At 57.3% G+C, this 24511-nt stretch carries 20 protein-coding genes and 1 riboswitch; of the genes, 12 read left to right on the top strand and 8 right to left on the bottom strand.

All coding sequences use genetic code 11. From position 1 onward, the window contains the following. Window positions 1–85: 85 nt before the first annotated feature. The 6 genes from AC6CWS_RS23230 (at window position 86) to AC6CWS_RS23205 (ending at window position 3963) form a co-directional block, all read left to right on the top strand. Window positions 86–1363, top strand: coding sequence for an L-cysteine desulfidase family protein (locus AC6CWS_RS23230; protein WP_023291622.1), 1278 nt, complete (start codon window positions 86–88; stop codon window positions 1361–1363). A 62-nt stretch (window positions 1364–1425) separates the two neighbouring features. After that, window positions 1426–2166, top strand: a complete 741-nt coding sequence (locus AC6CWS_RS23225) for an AzlC family ABC transporter permease (RefSeq protein ID WP_023291621.1) — start codon at window positions 1426–1428, stop codon at window positions 2164–2166. After that, on the top strand, window positions 2159–2479 hold the full coding sequence (locus AC6CWS_RS23220) for an AzlD domain-containing protein (protein ID WP_004206276.1): 321 nt from the start codon (window positions 2159–2161) through the stop codon (window positions 2477–2479). The genes AC6CWS_RS23225 and AC6CWS_RS23220 overlap by 8 nt, the downstream gene beginning before the upstream one ends. Before the next feature lie 20 nt (window positions 2480–2499). Continuing rightward, the gene (locus AC6CWS_RS23215) at window positions 2500–2880 is read left to right on the top strand and encodes a Rid family detoxifying hydrolase (protein ID WP_047718378.1); all 381 of its coding nucleotides are present in this window, start codon (window positions 2500–2502) and stop codon (window positions 2878–2880) included. Window positions 2881–2989: 109 nt separating this feature from the next. Then, complete coding sequence (locus AC6CWS_RS23210; protein WP_080901807.1) at window positions 2990–3499, top strand: GNAT family N-acetyltransferase; 510 nt, start codon at window positions 2990–2992, stop codon at window positions 3497–3499. Window positions 3500–3507: 8 nt separating this feature from the next. Then, window positions 3508–3963, top strand: coding sequence for an acyltransferase (locus AC6CWS_RS23205; RefSeq protein ID WP_023291618.1), 456 nt, complete (start codon window positions 3508–3510; stop codon window positions 3961–3963). A gap of 47 nt (window positions 3964–4010) precedes the next feature. On the opposite strand, the gene pgi is transcribed toward AC6CWS_RS23205, so the two are convergent. Further along, complete coding sequence (pgi, locus tag AC6CWS_RS23200; protein WP_023291617.1) at window positions 4011–5660, bottom strand: glucose-6-phosphate isomerase; 1650 nt, start codon at window positions 5658–5660, stop codon at window positions 4011–4013. Between the two features lie 348 nt (window positions 5661–6008). Beyond that, window positions 6009–6244: riboswitch (Lysine riboswitch) on the top strand. Window positions 6245–6423: 179 nt separating this feature from the next. Here pgi and lysC point away from each other — a divergent pair. The 3 genes from lysC to AC6CWS_RS23185 all read left to right on the top strand — a co-directional run bounded on the left by lysC (window position 6424) and on the right by AC6CWS_RS23185 (window position 9230). Continuing rightward, on the top strand, window positions 6424–7773 hold the full coding sequence (gene lysC / locus AC6CWS_RS23195; RefSeq protein ID WP_017900129.1) for a lysine-sensitive aspartokinase 3: 1350 nt from the start codon (window positions 6424–6426) through the stop codon (window positions 7771–7773). 138 nt (window positions 7774–7911) lie between these two features. Next, window positions 7912–8841: a ketopantoate/pantoate/pantothenate transporter PanS gene (gene panS, locus AC6CWS_RS23190; protein WP_080901808.1), complete on the top strand. Its 930-nt coding sequence runs from the start codon at window positions 7912–7914 to the stop codon at window positions 8839–8841. Between the two features lie 116 nt (window positions 8842–8957). Continuing rightward, the gene (locus AC6CWS_RS23185) at window positions 8958–9230 is read left to right on the top strand and encodes a YjbD family protein (RefSeq protein WP_004177859.1); all 273 of its coding nucleotides are present in this window, start codon (window positions 8958–8960) and stop codon (window positions 9228–9230) included. On the opposite strand, the gene rluF is transcribed toward AC6CWS_RS23185, so the two are convergent. Then, entirely contained in the window at window positions 9227–10102 is an 876-nt protein-coding gene (gene rluF, locus AC6CWS_RS23180; RefSeq protein WP_080901809.1) for a 23S rRNA pseudouridine(2604) synthase RluF, read from the bottom strand. The genes AC6CWS_RS23185 and rluF overlap by 4 nt on opposite strands. Window positions 10103–10300: 198 nt before the next feature. Here rluF and pepE point away from each other — a divergent pair, with 198 nt between their 5' ends. Next, window positions 10301–10990 carry a dipeptidase PepE gene (gene pepE, locus AC6CWS_RS23175; RefSeq protein ID WP_065883736.1) on the top strand — a complete coding sequence of 230 codons (690 nt, stop codon included), beginning with the start codon at window positions 10301–10303 and terminating at the stop codon, window positions 10988–10990. A 112-nt stretch (window positions 10991–11102) separates the two neighbouring features. On the opposite strand, the gene AC6CWS_RS23170 is transcribed toward pepE, so the two are convergent. Both AC6CWS_RS23170 and metH read right to left on the bottom strand, forming a co-directional pair. Then, complete coding sequence (locus tag AC6CWS_RS23170) at window positions 11103–12734, bottom strand: Na/Pi cotransporter family protein (protein ID WP_004206824.1); 1632 nt, start codon at window positions 12732–12734, stop codon at window positions 11103–11105. Window positions 12735–12863: 129 nt separating this feature from the next. Beyond that, window positions 12864–16547 carry a methionine synthase gene (gene metH, locus AC6CWS_RS23165; protein ID WP_065883734.1) on the bottom strand — a complete coding sequence of 1228 codons (3684 nt, stop codon included), beginning with the start codon at window positions 16545–16547 and terminating at the stop codon, window positions 12864–12866. 194 nt (window positions 16548–16741) lie between these two features. Between metH and iclR the strand changes: the two genes are divergently transcribed. After that, entirely contained in the window at window positions 16742–17572 is an 831-nt protein-coding gene (gene iclR / locus AC6CWS_RS23160) for a glyoxylate bypass operon transcriptional repressor IclR (RefSeq protein WP_004206826.1), read from the top strand. A 50-nt stretch (window positions 17573–17622) separates the two neighbouring features. On the opposite strand, the gene aceK is transcribed toward iclR, so the two are convergent. From aceK to metA, 4 genes are all read right to left on the bottom strand, one after another. Beyond that, the gene (gene aceK / locus AC6CWS_RS23155; RefSeq protein ID WP_065883732.1) at window positions 17623–19407 is read right to left on the bottom strand and encodes a bifunctional isocitrate dehydrogenase kinase/phosphatase; all 1785 of its coding nucleotides are present in this window, start codon (window positions 19405–19407) and stop codon (window positions 17623–17625) included. A gap of 102 nt (window positions 19408–19509) precedes the next feature. Continuing rightward, complete coding sequence (aceA, locus tag AC6CWS_RS23150; RefSeq protein WP_004206828.1) at window positions 19510–20814, bottom strand: isocitrate lyase; 1305 nt, start codon at window positions 20812–20814, stop codon at window positions 19510–19512. 80 nt (window positions 20815–20894) lie between these two features. Then, window positions 20895–22496, bottom strand: a complete 1602-nt coding sequence (gene aceB, locus AC6CWS_RS23145; RefSeq protein WP_080901810.1) for a malate synthase A — start codon at window positions 22494–22496, stop codon at window positions 20895–20897. A 260-nt stretch (window positions 22497–22756) separates the two neighbouring features. Beyond that, window positions 22757–23686 carry a homoserine O-acetyltransferase MetA gene (gene metA / locus AC6CWS_RS23140; RefSeq protein ID WP_004146576.1) on the bottom strand — a complete coding sequence of 310 codons (930 nt, stop codon included), beginning with the start codon at window positions 23684–23686 and terminating at the stop codon, window positions 22757–22759. Between the two features lie 156 nt (window positions 23687–23842). Between metA and AC6CWS_RS23135 the strand changes: the two genes are divergently transcribed. Next, window positions 23843–24304: an acetyltransferase gene (locus AC6CWS_RS23135; protein ID WP_065883729.1), complete on the top strand. Its 462-nt coding sequence runs from the start codon at window positions 23843–23845 to the stop codon at window positions 24302–24304. Window positions 24305–24511 lie beyond the last annotated feature (207 nt).

Here is a 24511-nt window from a genome sequence, read left to right as displayed (position 1 = left end):
TAAATAAAGGGTTATTTGAGAAAGTTTTTTTCTGCCGATTCCCTTAGCATATTTCCTCATCATCTTACGTCCAGGAATCATAATAATGTCTGACCAAGCATCCTCACTTTTTATTCGCTGGCTACAGCGAGAAGTCGCACCAGCATTAGGTTGTACGGAACCTGTTGCTATTTCATTTACCACCGCTTACGCCGCGAAACATTTAGCGACACCCTGCGAAAAAATTAGCGGTTTTATTTCTGCCAATCTGTACAAAAACGCCACGGGCGTCACGATTCCCGGCACGACAGTTAATGGCGTCGCGCTGGCCGCCGCCATCGGCGCCTTTGGTGGCGATGCCGATAAGGGATTACAGACCCTGGCAGGCATTACTTCACAGCATGTGGAACAGGCACAAGCGCTGGTGGATGCCGGCCACGTTACTATTGACGTCCAGGATACGCCTGACTTTATTCATCTCGATCTCACCCTCAGCGCCGGTGACCAGACCTGTCGCGTCGTGGTAAAAGGCACGCATACCAATGTGGTCGAGTTATATATTAATGGCGAACAGCAGCCATTACACGCCGGGGAAAATAGCGCCACAGCGCAGACTGAACTGCCAACTTTCTCTCTCCAGGAAGCGTATGACTTTATTATCTCCACGCCGGTTGAGAATATTACGTTTATTCTGGAAGCCGCCCGCCTCAATAGCGCACTGGCTGCAGAAGGCAAATCGAAAAAGTATGGGTTGAATATTAACGGAACATTCTCTGAAGCCGTTAAAAATGGTTTGTTAAGTAATGACTTAATGAGCGAGGTCATTATCAACACCGTCGCAGCTTCCGATGCGCGTATGGGCGGAGCCCCGGTGGTCGCCATGTCGAACTTCGGCTCTGGCAACCAGGGGATCGCGGCGACCATGCCGGTAGTTACCGTCGCCGAGCATCTGAATGCCGATGAAGAGACGCTCGCTCGCGCGCTGGCGCTCTCGCATCTGACGGCCATTTCCATCCATTCGCGCTATACCCGCCTGTCCGCACTGTGCGCGGCCTCCACCGCCGCCATGGGCGCCGCCGCCGGTATGGCATGGCTGTTTACCCGCAATATCGAAACCATCAACACCGCCATCATCAATATGATTAGCGATGTTACCGGTATGATTTGCGATGGCGCTTCCAACAGCTGCGCGATGAAGGTCTCCTCGGTGGTTTCCAGCGCCTTTAAATCTGTGTTGATGGCGATGCAAAACCGCTGCGCCAGCGCCAACGACGGCATTGTCTGCGCCGACGTCGAACAGTCGATTAATAACCTGTGCCGCCTCGTGATTAAGCCTATGGCGCAAACCGATAAAGAGATCATTCGCATTATGGTCAGCAAATAAGACCAGCCCTTTTGTACCCTACGCAATAATGATTTATTGCCTGCACCAACAGGTATTTTACGATGAATAAAAAAGTCATATTACGCGGCGCCAGCGCCATTATGCCCCTGTGCATCGGGGACTTTCCTTTCTCGTTCATTGTTGGCGCGTTAAGCGTCAGCGCCGGCATGAGCGTCTGGCAAAGTACCGCGTGGTCGGCGATTGTGATTGCCGGTTCGGCGCAAATGCTGGCACTGAATATGTTAAAAACCGGCGCCACGCTCGGCGTGATTATTTTCACCACATTAATTATTAATCTTCGCCATGTGCTGTATAGCGCCTCTATTTCCGGCACCGTGCGCGAAGCCTCATTCTTTAAAAAATGCTTTATGTCCTATGCGCTCACCGACGAGGTGTATGCCACCACCGTCAAAGAGATGGAAGGAAATAAAAAGGAAAAATATCTGTTTTATGGTTCGGCGATGGTCACCTTCTGGGCGATTTGGGTGCTGGCCGATTTTCTTGGCGCGCTGGTCGGCGCCTCGTTTCCCCACATTGAGAAATACGGTCTCGATTTCGCCATGGTCGCCGCCTTTATCGCCATCGTGGTGCCGCAAATTAAAAGCCAGGCCTGCACCGTCGCCGCGGTAGTGGCCGCCGTTTCCGGCGTGCTGTTAGTGGTCCTGCCCTACTCGCTGGGTATCGTTGTCGCCTCCGTGCTCGGCGTCCTTGCCGGCCTGTGCGTCGACCTGGCGGAAGAGCGCAAGCAGATGGCAACAACCGAATCCGATATGCCGTTAGTGGAGGCGCTGGAAAATGAGTAATAGCTATTTTATCGCCCTGACGCTGGGCATGGCCGCGGTCACTTTTCTTATTCGTTTCTCGTTTATCGGCCTGGCCGGCAAGATCCAGATGTCTGAGCGGGTGACCAAAACATTGCGCTTCGTGCCGGTCACCGTCCTGCCGGCCATCATCACCATTCAGATCCTGAGCGTGAATTCCAGCATGGAGTTCGACTTAAAAAATCCGAAGGTGATCGCCGCCATTATCTGTACGCTCGCCAGCTTCCGTTTAGGTCTGGTGTGGGTGGTGGTGAGCGGCGTCGGCTCGCTGGTGCTATTGAATTATTTTCTGTAACTGTTTGAAGGGGTAACCACATGATTATTACTACCGCTGACGCGCCCGCCGCGATTGGTCCGTACGTTCAGGGCGTCAATCTCGGCGCGATGACCCTCACCTCCGGCCAGCTGCCCATTAATCCGCAGGACGGCACCATGCCCGACGACATTGCCGAACAGGCGCGCCAGTCGCTGGAGAACGTGAAAGCCATCGTCGAAGCCGCCGGCCTCACCGTTGGTCAGATCGTCAAAACCACGGTGTTTGTGAAAGACCTGGCGGATTTTGCCGCCATCAATGCCGCCTACGAGGCCTTCTTTACCGAACATCAGGCGGCCTTTCCGGCGCGCTCCTGCGTGGAAGTAGCCAGGTTACCGAAAGACGCTGGCGTCGAAATCGAAGCGATCGCTTTCGCCCGTTAATCCCCCCGGCTGGAGGAAGAACCTCCAGCCCCTTCCCCACCGATTTTTGTCGTTCCACGTTGTTCATATTACAGGCACTATAGCCACTGAACGACCCGAGGAACGCAGCATGTTAACTATCCGAAAGGCATTGCCCGAGGACGCGCCACAACTGAGCGCGATGGGTTATGCCAGTTACCAGCACCACTTCGCCCATCTCTGGCGCAATGCCGATGAACTAGCGTTATTTCTTAAGCAAGAATATGCCGAAGATGCGCTACGTCGGAGTCTTACCGATGCCAACCATCATTGGCTCATCGCCGAAGCCGCTTCCCCCGTTGGTTTCGCTAAATATAGCTATCAGCAGCGAATGGCTGAAGATGGCACGATGGGTACGCTGCTGCATAAGCTCTACCTGATGCCGGGGGAGACTGGCCACCGCTACGGCGAGCAGATTTTTCACGCCGTCGAGACGCGAGCAAAAACGGCCGGTGAAAGCTGGCTGTGGCTGGAAGTACTCGCCGCGAATCCCGCCGCGCGCCGTTTTTACGAACGCCAGGGGATGCAGCACATCAAAGACGCAACTTTTCATTCCGCCAGCCAGCAAAGCACCTTACATATTCTGGGCAAACCGCTATGAGAGGAACTATGCCTGAGCTTCGTGACACCGGCGTACGTAACGTCGTCTGTGGGAAAAATGTCGTTATTTACCAGCCCGCCAACCTGTACGACTGCACGCTGGGTGATAACGTCTTCGTTGGACCGTTCGTTGAGATCCAGGGGAATACCCGCATCGGCGCGGAGAGTAAAATCCAGTCGCATACCTTTATCTGCGAGTACGTCACCATTGGCCGGCGCTGTTTTATCGGTCACGGGGTGATGTTCGCCAACGACCTGTTTCGCGACGGCAAACCAAACGCCGACCGCGCCAGCTGGGGGCGGATTGAGATTGGCGATGACGTGTCGATCGGTAGCGGCGCCACGATTCTGGCCGTCAACATCTGCGACGGCGTGGTGATTGGCGCGGGCAGCGTGGTGACGAAGTCCATCACCGAGAAAGGCGTGTGGGCGGGAAACCCAGCCCGCCTGCTGCGGCGGCTGTAAAAAAATGCCGACCATAAGGTCGGCATTTCGTCTTAACGGCGCAAGCGTTATGCGCGCCAGGCTTTATAACGGTTAATCAGACCGTTAGTGGAGCTGTCGTGGCTGCTGACTTCGCTGCCGTCTTTCAGTTCCGGCAGGATGCGGTTAGCCAGCTGTTTGCCCAGCTCAACGCCCCACTGGTCGAAAGTGAAGATGTTAAGGATCGCGCCCTGGGTGAAGATTTTGTGCTCGTACAGAGCAATCAGCGCCCCGAGGCTGAACGGGGTGATCTCACGCAGCAGAATAGAGTTAGTCGGGCGGTTGCCTTCGAACACTTTGAACGGCACCACGTGCTCCAGGGTCGCCGGATCTTTACCCTGATCGCGATATTCCTGCTCCACCACTTCACGGGATTTACCGAAGGCCAGGGCCTCGGTCTGGGCGAAGAAGTTGGACAGCAGCTTCGGATGATGATCGGAGAGCGGGTTGTGGGTGATAGCCGGGGCGATGAAATCGCACGGTACCATTTTGGTGCCCTGATGGATCAGCTGGTAGAACGCGTGCTGACCGTTGGTGCCCGGCTCGCCCCAGATAATCGGGCCAGTCTGGTAGTCCACGGCGTGGCCGTTACGGTCGACATACTTACCATTGGACTCCATGTTGCCCTGCTGGAAGTAGGCGGCAAAACGGTGCATGTACTGGTCGTACGGCAGAATCGCTTCGGTTTCCGCACCGAAGAAGTTGTTGTACCAGATACCGATCAGCGCCAGCAGCACCGGCAGGTTTTTCTCCGCCGGGGTGGTGGAGAAGTGTTTATCCATCGCATGCGCGCCAGACAGCAGCTCAACGAAGTTGTCGAAGCCCACGGAGAGAATGATGGACAGGCCAATCGCCGACCACAGGGAGTAACGGCCGCCAACCCAGTCCCAGAATTCGAACATGTTGGCGGTGTCGATGCCGAACTCGCCAACCGCTTTCGCGTTGGTGGAGAGCGCCGCGAAGTGTTTAGCCACATGCTTGTCGTCGCCCGCGGTCGCCAGGAACCAGTCGCGTGCGCTGTGGGCGTTGGTCATGGTCTCCTGAGTGGTGAAGGTTTTGGACGCGACCAGGAACAGGGTGGTTTCCGGGTTGACGTTCTTCAGCACTTCGGCGATGTGGGTGCCATCGACGTTGGAGACAAAGTGCATGTTGAGGTGATTTTTATACGGACGCAGCGCTTCGGTGACCATGAACGGACCGAGGTCGGAGCCACCGATACCAATGTTGACCACGTCGGTGATCGGTTTGCCGGTGTAGCCTTTCCAGCTGCCGGAGATAATCGCTTCAGAGAAGGCTTTCATCTTCTCCAGCACAGCGTTCACTTCCGGCATCACATCTTTGCCATCAACCACAATCGGCGTATTGCTGCGGTTGCGCAGCGCGACGTGGAGTACCGCACGATCTTCGGTGCGGTTGATCTTTTCACCGGAGAACATCGACTTGATGGCGCCTGCGAGATCAGTCTCTTTCGCCAGATCCTGCAGTTTAGCCAGCGTCTCTTCGGTGATGCGGTTTTTGGAGAAGTCCACCAGCATCAGATCGTCGAACGTCGCGGAAAACTTAGAAAAACGGTCGCTATCTTTGGCGAACAGCTCGCTGATAGTGACATCTTTCATTTCGTCGAAGTGTTTCTGTAATGCCTGCCAGGCAGAGGTCTGCGTTGGGTTGATGTTTTTCATTAGCAATACTCTTCTGATTTGAGATTGTGACTTCGGTCGATTGTAGCGCCGGTGACGGAAAATTGTGATGATTTTTGTGACTTGTCCCTGACGCCGGTCAGGAATCAGGTCAAAACGGAGTAAAAAGCCCCATTAGTATAGCTATCATAAGGCTTTTTTCTGTTAGCCGCAGGGGCATGAAAAATCCGCATAACCGCAGCGTTGACATAGCTGGCGTTAAGCCTTTATATATCCGCAGTGCTTACGTATTGTAAGTATCTATTGCTCGCGCATTTCACGCTACAGCGAAAGGGTATTCGCGGGGGATATAATGTCCTTATTCCCCCGGCCAGGTGAAAGACGTCGGTAATTGCCAGAAGAGGTGCGTTGCCCAGGTAACCGTATTGGAGGAACCAGTCCGGCGAAAATACGTGAGGGGGAGCAACGCCGAGGTGAAAGAGCGTCTGGTTACGCTCCTCACCGGCCACAGGGGCTGAATCCCCTGGGTTGTCACCAGAAACGTTCGCAGTCGGGCGTTTCATACCCGAACACTTCAGCGCCCAGAGCGGTGAGTCGGGTCTACAAGGTGGAGCACTTCTGGGTGACATCGTAGTTGTTTATCATTCTGCGCCACCCTGTTTATCGCTCTTCCCTTGTGCCATGGCTGAATAATTTGGCCTGGCTTATTAAGACATTTTGTTGCGATCCGGCGGCATCCAGCCCCTGTCAGGATCGGTGTTCAGGAATCGTTTTAATAAGTCAGGCCCCCTGACACGAGGTTGTTATGACAGATTTAGTCGTCGCCAAATTTGGCGGCACCAGCGTTGCTGATTTTGACGCGATGAACCGCAGCATTGATGTGGCGCTGCTCGATGCCAATACCCGTATTGTTGTGCTCTCCGCCTCTGCCGGCGTGACCAACATTCTGGTGGCCTTAGCGGAAGGGCTGGAACCCACCGAACGTTTTTCCCAGCTGGACGCTCTGCGCCAGATCCAGTTCAATATTCTGGAGCGTTTGCGCTATCCCAACGTGATCCGCGAAGAGATTGAGCGCCTGCTGGAAAATATCACCACGCTGGCGGAAGCCGCCGCGCTCGCCTCCTCTAGCGCGCTGACTGACGAACTGGTCAGCCATGGCGAACTGATGTCCACCCTGCTGTTTGTGGAGATTCTGCGTGAGCGCGGAATTCAGGCGCAGTGGTTTGACGCCCGTAAAGTACTGCGTACTAACGATCGCTTTGGTCGCGCCGAACCGGATATCGCCGCCGTCGCCGAACTGACTCAGCAGCAGCTGACGCCGCGTCTGGCGGAAGGCCTGGTGGTGACGCAGGGCTTTATCGGCAGCGAAGCGAAAGGCCGCACCACCACCCTCGGCCGCGGCGGCAGCGACTATACCGCCGCTCTGCTCGGCGAAGCGCTGAATGCCACCCGCGTCGATATCTGGACCGATGTGCCTGGGATCTATACGACCGACCCACGCGTCGCGCCTGCGGCGAAACGCATCGACGTCATCGCCTTTGAAGAGGCGGCGGAAATGGCCACCTTTGGCGCCAAAGTGCTGCACCCGGCGACCCTGCTGCCTGCCGTACGCAGCGATATCCCGGTATTTGTCGGCTCCAGTAAAGAACCTAAAGCGGGCGGTACGCTGGTGTGTAAAACCACCGAGAACCCGCCGCTGTTCCGCGCGCTGGCGCTGCGTCGCCGCCAGACGCTGCTGACGCTACACAGCCTGAATATGCTGCACTCCCGCGGCTTCCTCGCCGAAGTGTTCGGTATTCTGGCGCGCCATAACATCTCCGTCGATTTGATCACCACCTCCGAAGTGAGCGTGGCCCTGACCATGGACACCACTGGCTCAACCTCTGCGGGCGATACCCTGCTGACCCAGGCGCTGCTGACCGAGCTCTCCTCGCTGTGCCGCGTGGAAGTGGAAGAAGACCTGGCGCTGGTTGCCCTGATCGGCAACGAGCTGTCGAAAGCCTGCGGCGTCGGCAAAGAGGTGTTTGGCGTCCTTGATCCGTTTAACATCCGCATGATCTGCTATGGCGCGTCCAGCCACAACCTCTGCTTCCTGGTGCCTGGCGCCGATGCGGAGAAGGTGGTGCAGACGTTGCATCATAATTTGTTTGAATAAAATTCCTTAGCACGATAAACAATACCTATAGCCGGGCTCGAACCCGGCTTTTTTATAACAACATCAACACAACCAGCTGACCTGCTCGCCGCCCTACCGGGACGGCGCGGCCGGTTTGCGTATCGCAAGGAACACAACATGCTCGCAACTCTGACGCGGCTGTTCCCGTTATGGGCACTGCTGCTCTCCGTTCTGGCCTATTACACCCCCACCACCTTCACCCCGATCGGCCCGTGGGTTACCACCCTGCTGATGCTGATTATGTTCGGTATGGGGGTTCATCTGAAGCTGGCGGATTTCAAACGCGTCCTGTCGCGTCCGGCGCCGGTCGCCGCAGGGATATTTCTGCACTATCTGGTGATGCCGCTCGCCGCCTGGCTGCTGGCGCTGCTGTTTCATATGCCGCCGGAGCTCTCCGCCGGGATGGTGCTGGTGGGCAGCGTCGCCAGCGGGACGGCCTCCAACGTGATGATCTTTCTGGCCAAAGGGGATGTGGCCCTGTCGGTGACCATCTCCTCGGTCTCCACCCTGGTCGGCGTCATCGCGACGCCGCTGCTGACCCGTCTGTACGTCGACGCGCACATTCAGGTCGACGTCATGGGGATGTTGCTGAGCATTCTGCAGATTGTGGTCATTCCCATCGCCCTGGGGCTGATTGTCCATCATCTGCTGCCGAAGGTGGTGAAAGCGGTGGAGCCGTTCCTGCCCGCTTTCTCGATGGTGTGCATTTTGGCGATCATCAGCGCGGTGGTGGCGGGTTCCGCGGCCCATATCGCGTCCGTCGGCCTGGTGGTGATTATCGCAGTGATCCTGCATAACACCATTGGCCTGCTCGGCGGCTACTGGGGCGGACGTCTGTTTGGTTTTGATGAATCCACCTGCCGTACGCTGGCGATCGAGGTGGGGATGCAGAACTCCGGCCTGGCGGCCGCGCTGGGTAAAATTTACTTCGGCCCGCTGGCGGCGCTGCCGGGAGCCCTGTTCTCCGTCTGGCATAACCTGTCCGGTTCGCTGCTGGCCGGGTACTGGTCAGGGAAGCCCATCACCAAAAAAACCAGCAAGCGCTGAGCGTGACACGTCCGGGCGCCGGCCCGGACGTATGCCTGCTTTAGTTGCCATACAGGCTATCAGTAAAATATTCATTGCCGTACACTGGGTGCTCTGGTCTGACTGAGGGCACCACCATGGCACTCCCCCGTATTACACAAAAAGAGATGACCGAGCGCGAACAGCGCGAATTGAAAACGCTGCTTGACCGCGCGCGCATTGCGCACGGCCGCCCGCTGAGCAATGCGGAAACGAACAGCGTGAAAAAGGAATATATCGATAAGCTGATGGCCCAGCGTGAAGCGGAAGCGAAGAAAGCCCGCCAGGTGAAAAAACAGCAGGCTTATAAGACGGATAAGGAAGCGACCTTTTCCTGGTCGGCGAATACGCCGACCCGCGGAAGACGTTAACGCCCTTTCTTTTTACGTCCCGGCTGGGTGAAACGTTTGCCGTTGCCAGCCGAGCGGCCCTTATCGTTGCTATTTTCCATCTTCACCACCGGGCGCTTGATGCCGGGGGTCGCCGCTTTGGCCTTCGGCTTAGCTTTCGGCTTCGCTTCGGAAGAAGAGTTTTCAATCAGCTTGAACAGATCGATCAGCTCGTCATCGGTCAGATCGCGCCACTCACCCAGCGGGATCCCCGTCAGGCTGACGTTCATAATCCGCGTACGCTCAAGCTTCGTCACTTCATAGCCAAAATGCTCGCACATGCGACGGATCTGGCGATTCAGCCCCTGCACCAGCGTGATGCGGAAAACGAACGGCGCTTCTTTCTTTACCTTACATTTTTTGGTCACGGTCCCGAGAATCGGTACCCCCGCACCCATGCCGCGAATGAACTCATCGGTCACCGGCTTATCGACCGTAACCAGATACTCTTTTTCATGGTCGTTGCCGGCGCGCAGGATCTTATTCACCAGGTCGCCGTGATTGGTGAGGAAGATCAGCCCCTGGGAGTCTTTATCCAGACGGCCGATAGGGAAGATACGCTTGCTGTGGTTGACGAAATCGACAATGTTGTCGCGCTCGCCGTCTTCCGTGGTGCTCACAATGCCGACCGGCTTATTCAGCGCAATCAGCACCAGATCATCCGCTTCGCGCGGCTCAATCAACCGTCCGTTAACTTTGACCAGGTCGCCAGGCTTCACCTGATCGCCAATCGTGGCGCGCTTGCCATTGATAAAGACGTTGCCTTGTTCAATAAAGCGGTCCGCTTCGCGACGCGAGCAGATGCCGCTTTCACTGATGTATTTGTTTAATCGGGTTGATGAGTCGGGCAGCATAGATTCTCCTGTAAAAGCGAAATATACCCTACCTTGCGGGCGAGAAAAAACCTGGATTGCGTTATTCATTATTCAACGGCTTCGTCGGGCTCATGAACAGCATTCCGCTTACCCACATCATGCGCCATGTCAGCGCGCCGGTATCGGGGCGATGCTAGAATTTCTGCTTCAATAATAGGTTTAAAACAGGAAGAAAAGATGGAACTGCTGCTACTCAGTAACTCCACGCTGCCGGGGAAAGCCTGGCTGGAACACGCCCTGCCGCTGATGGCCGGTCAGGTCAAAGGCCGCCGGACGGCGGTATTCATCCCCTTCGCTGGCGTGACGCAAACCTGGGATGATTACACGGCCAAAGTGGCTGCGGTTATGGCGCCGATGGCGGTCAGCGTAACCGGTATCCACCGCGTCGCCGACCCTATCGCCGCCATTGAAAGCGCCGAGATGGTGATCGTCGGCGGCGGGAACACCTTCCAGCTGTTGAAAGAGTGCCGCAGCCGCGGGCTGCTGGCGCCGATTGTCGATGTCGTCAAACGCGGGGCGTTGTATATCGGCTGGAGCGCAGGTTCAAACCTCGCCTGCCCGACCATTCGCACCACCAACGATATGCCGATTGTCGATCCGCAGGGATTTGATGCGCTGGGGCTGTTCCCGCTCCAGATTAACCCGCACTTCACCAACGCGTTGCCGACCGGGCATCAGGGTGAAACCCGCGAACAGCGTATCCGCGAACTGCTGGTCGTGGCGCCGGAATTAACGGTGATTGGTTTACCGGAAGGAAACTGGATCCAGGTCACCGATGGTCACGCGACCCTTGGCGGCCCGAACCCGACGCTGTTGTTCAAAGCGGGGGAAGCAGCGGTAACCCTGCCTGCAGGCCACCGCTTCTGAGCTGGTATGGCTAACGTTTCCCGGATAGCGGCGCGTTGCGCCTAATCCGGGCTGCCTCAACGAAACGTCCTAACACATAACCCCGGTTAGCGCAGCGCCGCCGGGGAAGTTCTCAGTAGTCATCCCTTTCGTCGTCTTCATCCGGCTGCTCCATCACGCTGTAAGCCACCGAGCAGAACAGGCTGTTCAGACGCTTCATATCCCCTAGCAGCGCCAGGTGCAACGTACTGGTTTCGATACTCTGCACGTTCTGCTGATGCAGACGGTCAACGTGCGCATGCGAGTAGCGGCGGTTAAGAATGCGGAACCGGTGTTTACTGCGCCGCAGGCGACGGGCGCTGGGCACATCGCTGGAGAAGAAGACCGACATCGCCAGCTGCAGGTTGCTGAGCAACAGATCGTACAGGGCGTCCAGCTCCTTTAACCCTTCCACCGAGAAGGCGCGCCGCGCTGCCAGCGATTTATCAGCGATCTCGCTGCCCATCCGCTCGACGATATCGGAGGCCTGCTCGAGGTTTAACGACATCTCAATAATTTCCGCCCAGCGCCGGGACTCCTCTTCCGCCAGCTCATCCTTTGGCATTCGCGCCAGATAGAGCTTAATGGCGGTGTAGAGTACGTTGATATCGTCCGCCATGCGGCGTAGCTCTTTCTCCTGACGCGGTTCGCCATGCATCACCTTATGCAGGCTCTCCAGCATTTGCTCCATCGCGTCACCAATGCGCAGCGTCTCGCGCGCGGCATTGGCCAGCGCCAGCGCCGGGGTGTCCAGCGCCGACGGGTCGAGATGCTTGGGTTTGAGATGGTTATCCAGCTCGGGTTCATCGCGGATCATGCGCTGGCACAGCTTCGCCATCGGTCCGGCAAAAGGCACCATCGCGATGCAGCGCAGCAGGTTGTAAAAAACGTGGAAGTAGATAACCAGCTCGGACTCGGCCAACGGCAGCTTGTGCATCGCCGCGGCCAGCGGATGGACGAACGGCAGAATGATCAGGCTCCCCACCAGCTTAAACAGCAGGCTGCCCAGCGCCACCCGGCGCGCCGCCGCGTTCGCCGCGCTGTTGTTGAGCATCGCCAACAGCCCCGATCCCAGGTTGGCGCCAATCACCAGGCACAGCGCCACCGGAAAAGAGATCGCTCCTGCCGCGGTCAGCGTCGCGGTCAGCAGCACCGCCGCCAGGCTGGAGTAGCTGATGATCGCGAATACGGCGCCAATCAAGGCATCCAGCATAATATCCCCGGTCAGCGAGGCAAAAATCACCTGCACGCCGTTGGCCTGGGTAATGGGGTGGACGGCCTGCACAATCAGCTCCAGGGCCAACAGGATCAGCCCAAGGCCAATCCCCACTCGCCCCAGCTGCCCGGCGCGGGTCTGCTTGCGGCCGAGGAAGAAAATCACCCCGATAAATATCAACAACGGCGACAGCCACGACAGGTCGAAGGTCAGCACCCTCGCCATCAGCGCCGTACCGACGTCGGCTCCCAGCACCATCACCAGCGCCGGCGTGAGGCCCACTAAATCCTGGGCGACAAACGAGGTCACCAGCATGGTGGTGGCATTGCTGCTTTGCACCAGCGCAGTCACGCCAAGACCCGCGCAGAAGGCGAGCGGCTTTTTCTCTACGCTGCTACTGAGAACGGTACGCAGGCGAGCGCCATAGACGCGCATCACCCCGGTACGCACGATATGCGTGCCCCACACCAGCAGAGCGACCGCGGACAACAGGTGTAGCAGAGTTAACACGGAATCAGCTTCTCCTTATCGTTATAGGTGTTCCGACGTTCTGGAACCTATCTCAGTATAAGGGGTTAACCTCAATAAAGAGACAAGGCGCTCACAGAGCGCCTTGTTTGTTGTAAGGAAAGATGACGACTAGTCCGCATCATAGCCCAGATTAGGGGCTAACCAGCGCTCGACTTCCGCCGGGGTCATCCCTTTACGCAGCGCGTAGTCTTCGACCTGGTCGCGCTGGATCTGCGCCACGGCGAAGTATTTGCTGTCCGGATGGCTGAAGTACCAGCCGGAAACCGATGCCCCCGGCCACATGGCGAACGATTCGGTGAGCTTCATGCCGGTATGGGCTTCGACGTCCAGCAGCTGCCAGATGGTGCCTTTTTCGGTGTGCTCCGGACAGGCCGGATACCCCGGCGCCGGACGGATCCCCTGGTAATTCTCGCGAATAAGCTCCTCATTGCTGAGGTTCTCATTGGCCGCATACCCCCAGTAGACCTTGCGCACTTTCTCGTGCAGATACTCGGCGAAGGCTTCCGCCAGACGATCGGCGATGGCCTTGATCATGATCTTGTTATAGTCATCATGCTGCGCTTCATAGGCTTCCGCCAGCGCGTCCTCTTCCAGGCCGCCGGTGACGGCGAAGGCGCCGATATAGTCCGCTTTGCCGCTCAGCTTCGGCGCCACAAAGTCGGCGAGGCAGTAGTTGGCGAAGCCGACCTTCTCCGTCTGCTGGCGCAGGTGATGGCTCACCGTCAGCACGTGGGTGCGGGTTTCATCGCGATAGATTTCAATATCGTCGCCCACGCGGTTGGCCGGGAACAGGCCCACCACGCCGCGCGGGTTGAGGGTTTTCTCTGCGCTCAGCTTATCCAGCAGCTCGTTAGCGTCTTTGAACAGGCGCTGCGCCTCTTCCCCTACCACGTCATCTTCCAGAATGCGCGGATATTTGCCCGCCAGCGACCAGGTCATAAAGAACGGCGTCCAGTCGATGTAGTTGCGTAGCGTCTCGATACTGGCTTCCACCTCCTGAATCCCCAGGCGATGGGCCACCGGCGGAGTGTAGCTCGCCCAGTCAAAGGCCAGATCGTTTTCCCGTGCGGCGGCCAGGGTCACCGGCGGGGTGCGCGGTTTTTTACGCCCATGCTGGATACGCACGGTTTCATACTCTTTGCGCGTACGGGCAACAAACTCATCGCGCTGCGTGTCCGAGAGCAGCGCAGCCACCACCCCGACGGTGCGCGAAGCGTTCTGTACGTAAACGGTCGGGCCGCTGTAGTTCTGCTCTATTTTCACCGCCGTATGCGCTTTAGAGGTGGTCGCGCCGCCGATCAGCAGCGGGATGGTAAAGCCCTGGCGCTCCATCTCTTTCGCCACGTTAACCATTTCGTCGAGCGACGGGGTAATCAACCCGGAAAGGCCGATGAGATCCGCGTTCACCTCTTTGGCGGTTTTGAGAATTTTATCCGCCGGGACCATCACGCCAAGATCGATAATTTCGTAGTTATTGCACTGCAGCACCACGCCGACGATGTTTTTGCCGATGTCATGAACGTCGCCTTTTACCGTGGCAATCACCATTTTGCCGTTACTGGAGCCCTGCTCTTTACTGGCTTCAATAAACGGCTCCAGGTAGGCCACCGCCTGTTTCATGACGCGGGCGGATTTCACCACCTGCGGCAGGAACATTTTGCCTTCGCCGAACAGATCGCCGACCACGTTCATGCCGTCCATCAGCGGCCCTTCGATCACCTCAATCGGGCGAGCGGCCTGCTGACGCGCTTCTTCGGTGTCCTGTTCAATAAATTCGGTAATGCCCTTCACCAGCGAATATTCGAGGCGTTTTTTCACCTCCCAGCTGCGCCATTCCGCCTGCTGGGCATTGGCGCCGTCGTCAACTTTACTGCCGCGATATTTTTCCGCCAGCTCGAGCAATCTTTCGGTGCTGTCATCGCGGCGGTTGAGGATCACGTCCTCCACCGCGTCGCGCAGCTCGCCCGGAAGGTCGTCGTAAATCGCCAGCTGGCCGGCGTTGACGATCCCCATGTCCATGCCGTTACGGATGGCGTAGTAGAGGAATACCGCGTGGATCGCCTCACGTACCGGGTCATTGCCGCGGAAAGAGAAGGAGACGTTAGAGACACCGCCGGAGATCAGCGCATGCGGCAGCTCGCGTTTGATGTCTTCGCAGGCGCCGATAAAGTCCTGGGCATAGTTATTGTGTTCTTCGATACCGGTCGCCACCGCGAAGATATTCGGGTCAAAGATAATATCTTCTGGCGGGAAGCCGACCTCTTCGGTGAGGATTTTGTAGGCGCGACGGCAAATCTCAATTTTACGTTCGCGGGTATCGGCCTGACCCACTTCGTCAAAGGCCATCACCACCACCGCGGCGCCGTAGCGGCGCACCTTTTTCGCATGCTGGATGAACGGCTCAACGCCCTCTTTCATCGAAATCGAGTTAACGATGCCTTTGCCCTGAATGCATTTCAGGCCCTTTTCAATGACTTCCCACTTGGAGGAGTCGATCATTATCGGCACGCGGGCAATGTCCGGCTCGCCGGCAATCAGGTTGAGGAAGCGCGTCATCGCCGCTTCGGCGTCGAGCATCCCCTCGTCCATGTTGATATCGATGATCTGCGCGCCGCTTTCCACCTGCTGACGCGCGACGTCCAGCGCTTCGCTGTACTTCTCTTCTTTGATTAAGCGTTTAAATTTCGCCGAGCCGGTAACGTTGGTACGTTCGCCGACGTTCACAAACAGGCTGTCATCGCCGATATTCAGCGGCTCCAGGCCGGAAAGACGGCAGGCGACGGGGATCTCCGGCAGCTGGCGCGGCGGCAGGCCGGCCACCGCGCGGCTCATGGCGGCGATATGTTCCGGCGTGGTGCCGCAGCAGCCGCCGACGATATTGAGGAAACCGGCTTCCGCCCATTCGCGGATCTGCGCCGCCATGGTATCGGCATCCAGATCGTATTCGCCGAAGGCATTGGGCAGGCCAGCGTTCGGGTGCGCGGTAACGTAGCACTCAGCGATACGCGACAGCTCCTGGACGTACTGGCGCAGTTCGTCCGGCCCGAGGGCGCAGTTCAGACCAAACGATAAGGCTTCGGCGTGACGCAGCGAGTTATAGAAAGCTTCGGTGGTCTGCCCGGACAGCGTGCGGCCGGAGGCATCGGTAATGGTCCCGGAGATCATCAGCGGCAGGTCAACGCCCAGCGCCTCCAGCTCCTCTTTCACCGCATAGATGGCCGCTTTGGCGTTCAGGGTGTCAAATACCGTTTCAATCAGGATCAGATCCACGCCGCCTTCCACCAGCGCTCGGGTGGATTCGCGATAGGCAGCCACCAGCTGGTCAAAGGTAATATTGCGGAACGCCGGATCGTTCACATCAGGCGAAATAGAGGCGGTGCGGTTGGTTGGGCCAAGCACGCCCGCGACGTAGCGCGGTTTTTCCGGCGTGCGGGCCGTCCAGGCGTCGGCGCTGGCGCGGGCCAGCTTCGCCGCCGCAAAGTTGATCTCTGCCGACAGGGATTCCATCTGGTAATCCGCCATCGCAATGGTCGTCGAGTTAAAGGTGTTGGTCTCAATGATATCCGCGCCGGCCTCGAAGTAGGCGTCGTGGATCTCGCGGATCACCTCGGGCTTGCTGAGCACCAGCAGGTCGTTGTTGCCTTTCAGGTCGCACGGCCAGTCAGCAAAGCGCTCACCGCGAAAGTCCTGCTCACTCAGACGGTAGCCCTGGATCATGGTGCCCATGCCCCCATCCAGAACCAGAATACGTTCTTTTAACTGCTGATGCAGTTGCTCAACTTTGCTGCTCACACTTGCTCCCGACAACGCTCAACACAGGCCAAATAGCCAACAAACCATACTGGCATAAACCACCGGAGCGGAAAAGACAACAACGGGCAATATGAGACATGTTCAGCTTCACTCCTCCGATGAGTCCGGTTGTGATTGCATTATCGCCAAATAAAACGAAAATCATTTCCACGATACAGAAAAAGGAGTCCGCGATGGCCACTACCCCCGTTCCCGCGAAACGCGGCAGAAAACCCGCGGCTGCCACCGCCCAACAGGCTGGCGGTCAGGTTCAGTCGCTGACCCGCGGCCTGAAATTGCTCGAATGGATTGCCGAGTCCCACAGCAGCGTCGCTCTGACCGAGCTGGCGCAGCAGGCGGGTCTGCCCAACTCAACCACTCACCGCCTGCTGACCACCATGCAGCAGCTGGGTTTCGTTCGCCAGGTCGGCGAGCTGGGCCACTGGGCCGTCGGCGCGCATGCCTTCGTGGTCGGCAGCAGCTTTCTGCAAAGCCGCAATCTGCTGGCGATTGTCCACCCGATCCTGCGCCAGCTGATGGAGGATTCCGGTGAAACGGTGAATCTGGCGGTGCTTGACCAGAGCGACCACCAGGCGATCATTATCGACCAGGTGCAGTGCACCCAGCTGATGCGTATGTCGGCGCCAATCGGCGGAAAACTGCCGATGCACGCCTCCGGCGCCGGGAAGGCGTTCCTCTCGCAGCTGAGCGAAGAGCAGGTGACCAGCCTGCTGCACCGTAAAGGGCTGCATGCCTATACGCATGCCACGCTGGTCTCGCCGCTGCATCTGAAGGAAGATTTAGCGCAGACCCGCAAGCGGGGCTACTCGTTCGATGACGAGGAGCACGCGCTCGGCCTGCGCTGCGTCGCCGCCTGCATTTATGATGAACACCGCGAACCGTTCGCGGCAATCTCCATCTCCGGTCCCATCTCACGCATGACCGATGATCGGGTGACCGAGCTGGGCGCGCTGGTGATCAAAGCGGCGAAGGAAGTGACGCTGGCATACGGCGGGGTTAAATAAAAAAATGCCCCACAGGGGCATTTTAAGTAGGCCGGATAAGCGTAGCGCCATCAGGCTGATCGGCGCACCTTGCCGGATGGCGGCGTAAATGCCTTATCCGGCTTACTGTCGGCGCCATAGCGCACGCTAAAACGCTGCTTACGCCGGTAAGCATAGACATCTTCCACATGACCGTTTTTAATCCGCGTCTGCAGTTCGCGCCAGTAGTCGGCACGCAGCAGGTCGGCATGCATCTCCTCAAACAGCGGCCCAATGCGCGGGTCAGCGCACAGCCAGTGGCGGAACTCCTCCGGAAACACATCCCCCGGCGAGACGCTGTACCACGGCTCGCTGGCCAGCTCATCCTCGGGATAGCGCGGCGGCGGGATCTGGCGGAAATTCACCTCCGTCATATAGCAGATTTCATCATAGTCGTAGAACACCACCCGGCCGTGGCGGGTGACGCCGAAGTTTTTAAACAGCATATCGCCGGGAAAGATGTTGGCGGCGGCCAGCTGGCGGATAGCATTCCCATACTCTTCTACCGCATCGCGCAGCGCCTGGCCGTTAACCTGCTCCAGCCACAGGTTGAGCGGCACCATTCGCCGTTCAATATACAGATGACTGATGACAATCCGGTCGCCGAGGTCGGTCAGTTTGTTCCCCGCTTCCGCCTGCAGCAGCGCCAGCAGCGCTGGCGCGATTTGTCGTTTCTCCAGCACGAAGTTTTCAAACTCCTGCGTGTCCGCCATCCGCCCGACGCGGTCATGCTCCTTTACCAGCTGATAGCAGGCGCGCACGTGGGCGGCGGTCATCTCCTTCTGCGGCGCGAAGCGGTCTTTGATCACCTTGAACACCCGGTCAAACCCCGGCAGGGTAAACACCAGCATCACCATCCCGCGAATGCCCGGCGCCTCGATAAACTGCTCATCGCAGCGAGCGATGTAGTGCAGATATTCGCGATAGCTTTCGGTTTTGGCGTGCTTCTGGCAGCCAATCGCCATATACAGCTCGGCCGTGGTTTTACCCGGCAGGATCTCGCGCAGCCATTCCACCAGAGCGCCGGGCAGGGGCGCATAAACCATAAAATAGGAACGCGCGAAGCCAAAAACGATGCTCGCTTCGGCATGGGTGGTCAGGCAGGTATCGACAAACAGCTCGCCCTCGTCGCTGCGATGGATCGGCAGCAAGAAGGGCAGCGTGGTCATCGGCATCACCAGTTTGCCCACCAGCCAGGCGGCTTTGTTGCGATAGAACAGCTCATTGGCGACCTGTAGATGACAGGTGGCGAGCGGTTCCTCCCCCAGCGCCTCCTGCAGACTGGCAATGATATAGCCGATATCCCGCGCTTTATTTTGCCACGGCAGCCGCAGCGGCAGATCGGACAGCACTTTACCCAGCAGGTGCGACCAGCCGCGCTCTGGATAGAAATCTTTCGCCAGCGGGCGCGGAAGGGTGCGAAAAGGACGCTCGGGCTGCGAGCTGAAAATAAAGAGCCGCTCGGGGGTCAGCGAGCGGTGGTCAAACAGGCGGCAGTAGACCGAATTGAAAAAGCTCTCGGCAATTTCAAAACGAGGGTAATCCGGCAGCAAACGGGTGTAGTGGGCTTTCACCCGCAGCAAAAAGTCGGCATCCGTGCTTTTTCCCTCCGTGATGCAGCGCAGCTGCTCCACCACCAGACCCACATGGTGGTCATAGAGATGGATCCGCTGTTTCATCGCCTGCTGCACCGCATGCCAGTCGGCCTGTTCAAAGCGCTGCTGCGCGCCGGAAGTCACTTCGAGAAAACGCCCATACTGAGCGTCAAATCCCTGCAATATCGTTTGGGCAATCAGTAATTCCAGACCACGCGTCATCGAACTCCCCCATCCGGTACCACGTCAGGCCGGATGGCGCGCTCGCTTATCCGGTCTGGATCCCTTCACAGGCCCGGTGAGCGTCCTGCCACCGGGCATGGCTCAAAACTGATCTTCTTCGGTCGAGCCGGTCAGCGCCGTCACCGACGAGGCGCCGCCCTGGATAATGGTAGTGACCTTGTCGAAGTAGCCGGTGCCCACCTCCTGCTGATGCGAGACGAAGGTATAGCCTTCCGGCCCGGCGGCGAATTCCGGCTGCTGCACTTTTTCAACATAGTGGCGCATCCCCTCACCCTGAGCGTAGGCATGGGCGAGGTCGAACATGTTGAACCACATGCTGTGGATCCCGGCGAGGGTAATAAACTGGTATTTGTACCCCATGTCCGACAGCTGCTGCTGGAAGCTGGCGATGGTTTTATCATCGAGATTTTTCTTCCAGTTAAACGACGGCGAGCAGTTATAGGCCAGCAGTTTGCCCGGGAAACGCGCATGAATGGCTTCGGCAAAGCGACGCGCCTGCTCGAGATCCGGTTTCGACGTTTCACACCACACCAGGTCCGCATACGGCGCGTAAGCCAGCCCGCGGCTGATCGCCTGCTCGATCCCGGCATGGGTGCGGAAGAACCCTTCGCTGGTGCGATCTCCGGTAATAAACTCACGATCGTACGGATCGCAGTCTGAGGTAATTAAATCGGCAGCGTCAGCATCGGTACGGGCGATCACCAGCGTCGGGACCCCCATCACGTCGGCCGCCAGACGCGCCGCCACCAGTTTCTGTATCGCCTCCTGGGTTGGAACCAGCACTTTACCGCCCATATGACCGCACTTCTTCACCGACGCCAGCTGATCTTCGAAGTGAACAGCCGCTGCACCGGCTTCAATCATCGATTTCATCAGCTCAAAGGCGTTCAGGACGCCGCCGAAACCGGCCTCCGCATCCGCCACAATCGGCAGGAAGTAGTCGATAAAGCGCGGATCGTTCGGCTCAATCCCGGCTGACCACTGGATCTGATCGGCGCGGCGGAAGGTATTGTTGATCCGATCCACCACCGCCGGTACCGAGTTGGCCGGGTACAGCGACTGATCCGGGTACATGCTGGACGCCAGGTTAGCATCCGCCGCCACCTGCCAGCCGGAGAGATAAATGGCTTCGATGCCGGCCTTCGCCTGCTGCAAGGCCTGGCCGCCGGTCAGCGCGCCAAGGCTGTTGATGTACCCTTTCTTCGCCTCACCGTGCAGCAGACGCCACATTTTCGCTGCGCCAAGCTGCGCCAGCGTGCATTCCGGGTTCACCGAGCCGCGTAATTTCACCACCTCTTCCGCGCTGTACGGGCGGGTAATCCCTTCCCAGCGCGGGTTCGTCCACTCTTTGTTTAATTCTTCGATTTGTTGGGTACGGGTTTTCATGTGCAGATGCTCCATATTATTTCCTGGCTCCCCAGGCGTCATTGGTGAAGGACTAAATGGCGAACAACACCATCTGGCGATTAGGCCAGCAGGCGGTAGCCCGGTAATGTCAGAAAATCAATCAGTTCGTCGGAGGTGGTGATCTGCTCCATCAGCCGCGCCGCATCGTCAAAGCGGCCATGGCTGAAGCGGTGCTCCCCCAGCTCCTCCTGAATCACCATCAGCTCTTCCGCCAGCCACTGGCGGAACAGCGCTTTCGTGACCGGCGTGCCGTCGTTCAGGGTTTTCTGATGATGGATCCACTGCCAGATAGAGGTGCGCGAGATCTCGGCCGTCGCGGCGTCTTCCATCAGGCCATAAATCGGTACACAGCCGTTGCCGGAGATCCAGGCTTCGATGTACTGCACCGCCACGCGGATGTTGGCGCGCATCCCGGCTTCCGTGCGCTCGCCCTCGCAGGGGGCCAGCAGCTGTTCGGCGGTAATTGGCGCGTCCTCCCTACGGGTCACCGAGAGCTGATTCGGCTTGTCGCCGAGCACGCGGTTAAACACCGCCATGGCGGTATCCGCCAGCCCAGGATGGGCGATCCAGGTGCCATCGTGACCGTTGTTCGCCTCCAGCTCTTTGTCGGCGGTGACTTTATTCAGCACCTGACGGTTACGCTCGGCCTCTTTACTCGGGATAAAGGCCGCCATTCCACCCATCGCAAACGCCCCGCGTTTGTGGCAGGTCTTAATCAACAGCCGTGAGTAGGCGCTGAGGAAGGGTTTATCCATCGTCACCACCTGGCGGTCCGGCAGTACGCGGTCAGGATGGTTTTTCAGCGTCTTGATATAGCTGAAGATATAGTCCCAGCGGCCGCAGTTCAGGCCGACAATATGGTCGCGCAGCGCATGCAGGATCTCATCCATCTGGAACACCGCCGGCAGTGTTTCAATCAGCAGCGTGGCCTTGATGGTGCCGCGCGGCAGGTCAAAGCGATCTTCAGTAAAGCTGAAGACATCGTTCCACCATGCCGCCTCCTGCCAGGCCTGGGTTTTTGGCAGATAGAAGTAGGGACCACTTCCTTTCGCCAGCAGCGCCTGGTAGTTATGAAAGAAATAGAGCGCAAAATCGAAAAGACTGCCGGGAATGGCCTCATTACGCCAGGTCACATGCTTTTCCGGCAGGTGCAGGCCGCGCACACGGCATACCAGCACAGCGGGATTGGGCTGCAGTTGGTAGATTTTGCCAGCCTCATTGGTGTAGCTGATGGTCCCGTTCACGGCATCGCGTAGGTTGATTTGGCCATCAATGACTTTACGCCAGTCCGGCGCCAGCGAATCCTCAAAGTCCGCCATAAAGACTTTTACGTTAGCATTCAGCGCGTTAATGACCATCTTGCGCTCGACGGGGCCGGTAATTTCAACGCGGCGATCCTGCAAATCCGCCGGGATACCGCGAATGGTCCAGTCGCCATTTCTAATGGAAGCAGTTTCCGAAATAAAATCCGGCAGTTGCCCATCGTCAATGGCCTGCTGCTGTTGCAGACGCGCGGCCAGCAGTTTATTGCGCGCCGGCGTAAAGCGGCTCACCAGTTCCGTCAGGAATTCTACCGCCTCAGGCGTCAAGATCTGCTTCTCCTGCTCGCCATAGGGCTGACTAAAGGCCAGTTCATCGGTGATTGTCGCCTGCTGCGTCATTGTGCTGCTCCTCTTGGTTGATCCGCTGGAAGCGAGCGAAAGATCGTTGTGCAGTTTTCGCTCAGCACAATTAAGACTACTCAATTAATTTTCAAAATCAAAAACAATTTCCATTTTAATTTTAAAATGAGATTAACATATTGATAAAAATGAAATTAAAGTTATCATCAGCCATGAGGTGAATTTCGGAAATAAAAAAGGCACCCGAAGGTGCCAGAGGCAAAGTGCTGAAACGCTTTAGGATCGTTTCGTGCGGAGTATTACTCCAGCGTTGGATTCATATGACGCAGATCGTATGGTGTAATCTGGTAGACGTAATAGTTCAGCCAGTTAGCGAACAGCAGATTACCGTGGCTCCGCCAAGTGGCGCGCGGTTTGTTCTGCGGGTCGTTTTGCGGAAAATAGTTGTGGGGAATCTCAGGGTTCAAACCGGCTTCCACATCGCGGAAATATTCACTTGCCAGGGTATTGGCATCGTACTCGGGGTGGCCGGTGACAAAGGCTATACGCTTATCTTTACTGGCGAACAGATACGCATCGCCCTCTTCCGTCTCCGCGAGGATCTCGAGATCGGTATAATCCCGGATAAGCCCTGCAGGAAAGTCAGCATAGCGTGAGTGTGGGGCCAGGAAAGAGTCGTCGAAACCGCGGGTCAGTAAAGCGTGTGGATGAAGAATATGGTGTTCATAAACGCCAGAAATCTTTTCGGCGCGGGTCTGCTTGGGAATGCCGTACAGAATATTCAGCGCGGCCTGAACCGCCCAACAGACGAACAGCGTCGAAGTGACGTGATCCTTGGCCCACTCCAGCACCTGTTTGATCTGCGGCCAGTAAGCGACATCATTAAATTCAACCAGGCCTAAGGGAGCGCCGGTGACGATCAGGCCGTCGAAGTTCTGATCGCAGATCTCATCGAAATTGCAGTAAAAGTTATTCAGATGCTCCGCCGGCGTATTACGTGACTCACGCGCATCGATACGTAATAACTGGATGTCCACCTGCAGCGGAGAGTTCGACAGCAGACGCAGGAACTGATTCTCCGTCTCGATTTTCTTCGGCATCAGGTTGAGGATTAACACCTTCAGGGGGCGGATTTCCTGAGTTGTTGCACGCGTTGTCGTCATCACAAAGACGTTTTCATTGCGCAAGAAATTGACGGCTGGTAGCTCGTCCTGCACCCGAATTGGCATAACTCTATTACCTCATAGCATACGTATAAACGTTTAGACATCCAGATAGCTGAAGATAACCAGGAATCGGGTGAATGTCGAGTCTGCATGTTCACGGTGAGAAAATTTCACGGCGCGCATTGAGTTAGAATATAAGAATGAAGAAAAGGAGAAAATATGGTTATTAGCATCCGCCGTTCCCGGCCTGATGAAGGGGATAAACTGATTGCGATCTGGTGTCGGTCAGTCGACGCCACGCACGATTTTCTGTCAAAAGCGTATCGGAGAGAGCTGGAGGAGCTGGTACGTGCCTTTTTACCGGAGGCTCCGCTGTGGGTGGCGGTTAACACGGAGGACCAGCCGATCGCCTTTATGCTGCTGACCGGAGATCATATGGATGCGCTGTTCGTCGATCCGGATGTCCGCGGCTGCGGTGTGGGGAGATTGCTGATCGCGCATGCGCTGTCGTTAACGCCAACACTGACGACCAACGTAAATGAGCAGAATGAACAAGCGGTCGGGTTTTATCGGAGAATGGGTTTCAAAGTGACAGGTCGCTCTGAAACGGACGATCTGGGTCAACCGTATCCGTTATTGAATTTGATACATGAGCAGCAGGCTGAAGCAGACTACGATTGACGTCGGTAACTTTGCGGCATTGATGTCCCCTCGGCCAGCAGGTGGCCGAGGATCCGTAGCCCCGGTAAGCGCAGCGCCACCGGGGGAGGCATGCCGCACACAGCAAAAAACCCCGCACCTTTCGGGACGGGGTTCTTTTTAAACGCAAAAACAAAAAGCTCAGTCTTTCGACTGAGCTTTCTGCTTTATTTGATGCCTGGCAGTTCC

It is taken from the genome of Klebsiella sp. M041 (assembly GCF_059759695.1).
This window is presented reverse-complemented; position numbering and strand designations above follow the sequence as displayed.

Excerpts from the sequence above, each read along its gene's own strand:
- lysC (WP_017900129.1), top strand. The coding sequence starts at position 6,424 with ATGACAGATTTAGTCGTCGCCAAATTTGGCGGCACCAGCGTTGCTGAT.
- panS (WP_080901808.1), top strand. The coding sequence starts at position 7,912 with ATGCTCGCAACTCTGACGCGGCTGTTCCCGTTATGGGCACTGCTGCTC.
- iclR (WP_004206826.1), top strand. The coding sequence starts at position 16,742 with ATGGCCACTACCCCCGTTCCCGCGAAACGCGGCAGAAAACCCGCGGCT.
- AC6CWS_RS23135 (WP_065883729.1), top strand. The coding sequence starts at position 23,843 with ATGGTTATTAGCATCCGCCGTTCCCGGCCTGATGAAGGGGATAAACTG.
- aceK (WP_065883732.1), bottom strand. The coding sequence starts at position 19,407 with ATGACGCGTGGTCTGGAATTACTGATTGCCCAAACGATATTGCAGGGA.
- AC6CWS_RS23220 (WP_004206276.1), top strand. The coding sequence starts at position 2,159 with ATGAGTAATAGCTATTTTATCGCCCTGACGCTGGGCATGGCCGCGGTC.
- aceA (WP_004206828.1), bottom strand. The coding sequence starts at position 20,814 with ATGAAAACCCGTACCCAACAAATCGAAGAATTAAACAAAGAGTGGACG.
- AC6CWS_RS23225 (WP_023291621.1), top strand. The coding sequence starts at position 1,426 with ATGAATAAAAAAGTCATATTACGCGGCGCCAGCGCCATTATGCCCCTG.
- pepE (WP_065883736.1), top strand. The coding sequence starts at position 10,301 with ATGGAACTGCTGCTACTCAGTAACTCCACGCTGCCGGGGAAAGCCTGG.
- AC6CWS_RS23230 (WP_023291622.1), top strand. The coding sequence starts at position 86 with ATGTCTGACCAAGCATCCTCACTTTTTATTCGCTGGCTACAGCGAGAA.
- AC6CWS_RS23185 (WP_004177859.1), top strand. The coding sequence starts at position 8,958 with ATGGCACTCCCCCGTATTACACAAAAAGAGATGACCGAGCGCGAACAG.
- rluF (WP_080901809.1), bottom strand. The coding sequence starts at position 10,102 with ATGCTGCCCGACTCATCAACCCGATTAAACAAATACATCAGTGAAAGC.
- AC6CWS_RS23205 (WP_023291618.1), top strand. The coding sequence starts at position 3,508 with ATGCCTGAGCTTCGTGACACCGGCGTACGTAACGTCGTCTGTGGGAAA.
- aceB (WP_080901810.1), bottom strand. The coding sequence starts at position 22,496 with ATGACGCAGCAGGCGACAATCACCGATGAACTGGCCTTTAGTCAGCCC.
- AC6CWS_RS23210 (WP_080901807.1), top strand. The coding sequence starts at position 2,990 with ATGTTAACTATCCGAAAGGCATTGCCCGAGGACGCGCCACAACTGAGC.
- AC6CWS_RS23215 (WP_047718378.1), top strand. The coding sequence starts at position 2,500 with ATGATTATTACTACCGCTGACGCGCCCGCCGCGATTGGTCCGTACGTT.
- pgi (WP_023291617.1), bottom strand. The coding sequence starts at position 5,660 with ATGAAAAACATCAACCCAACGCAGACCTCTGCCTGGCAGGCATTACAG.
- metA (WP_004146576.1), bottom strand. The coding sequence starts at position 23,686 with ATGCCAATTCGGGTGCAGGACGAGCTACCAGCCGTCAATTTCTTGCGC.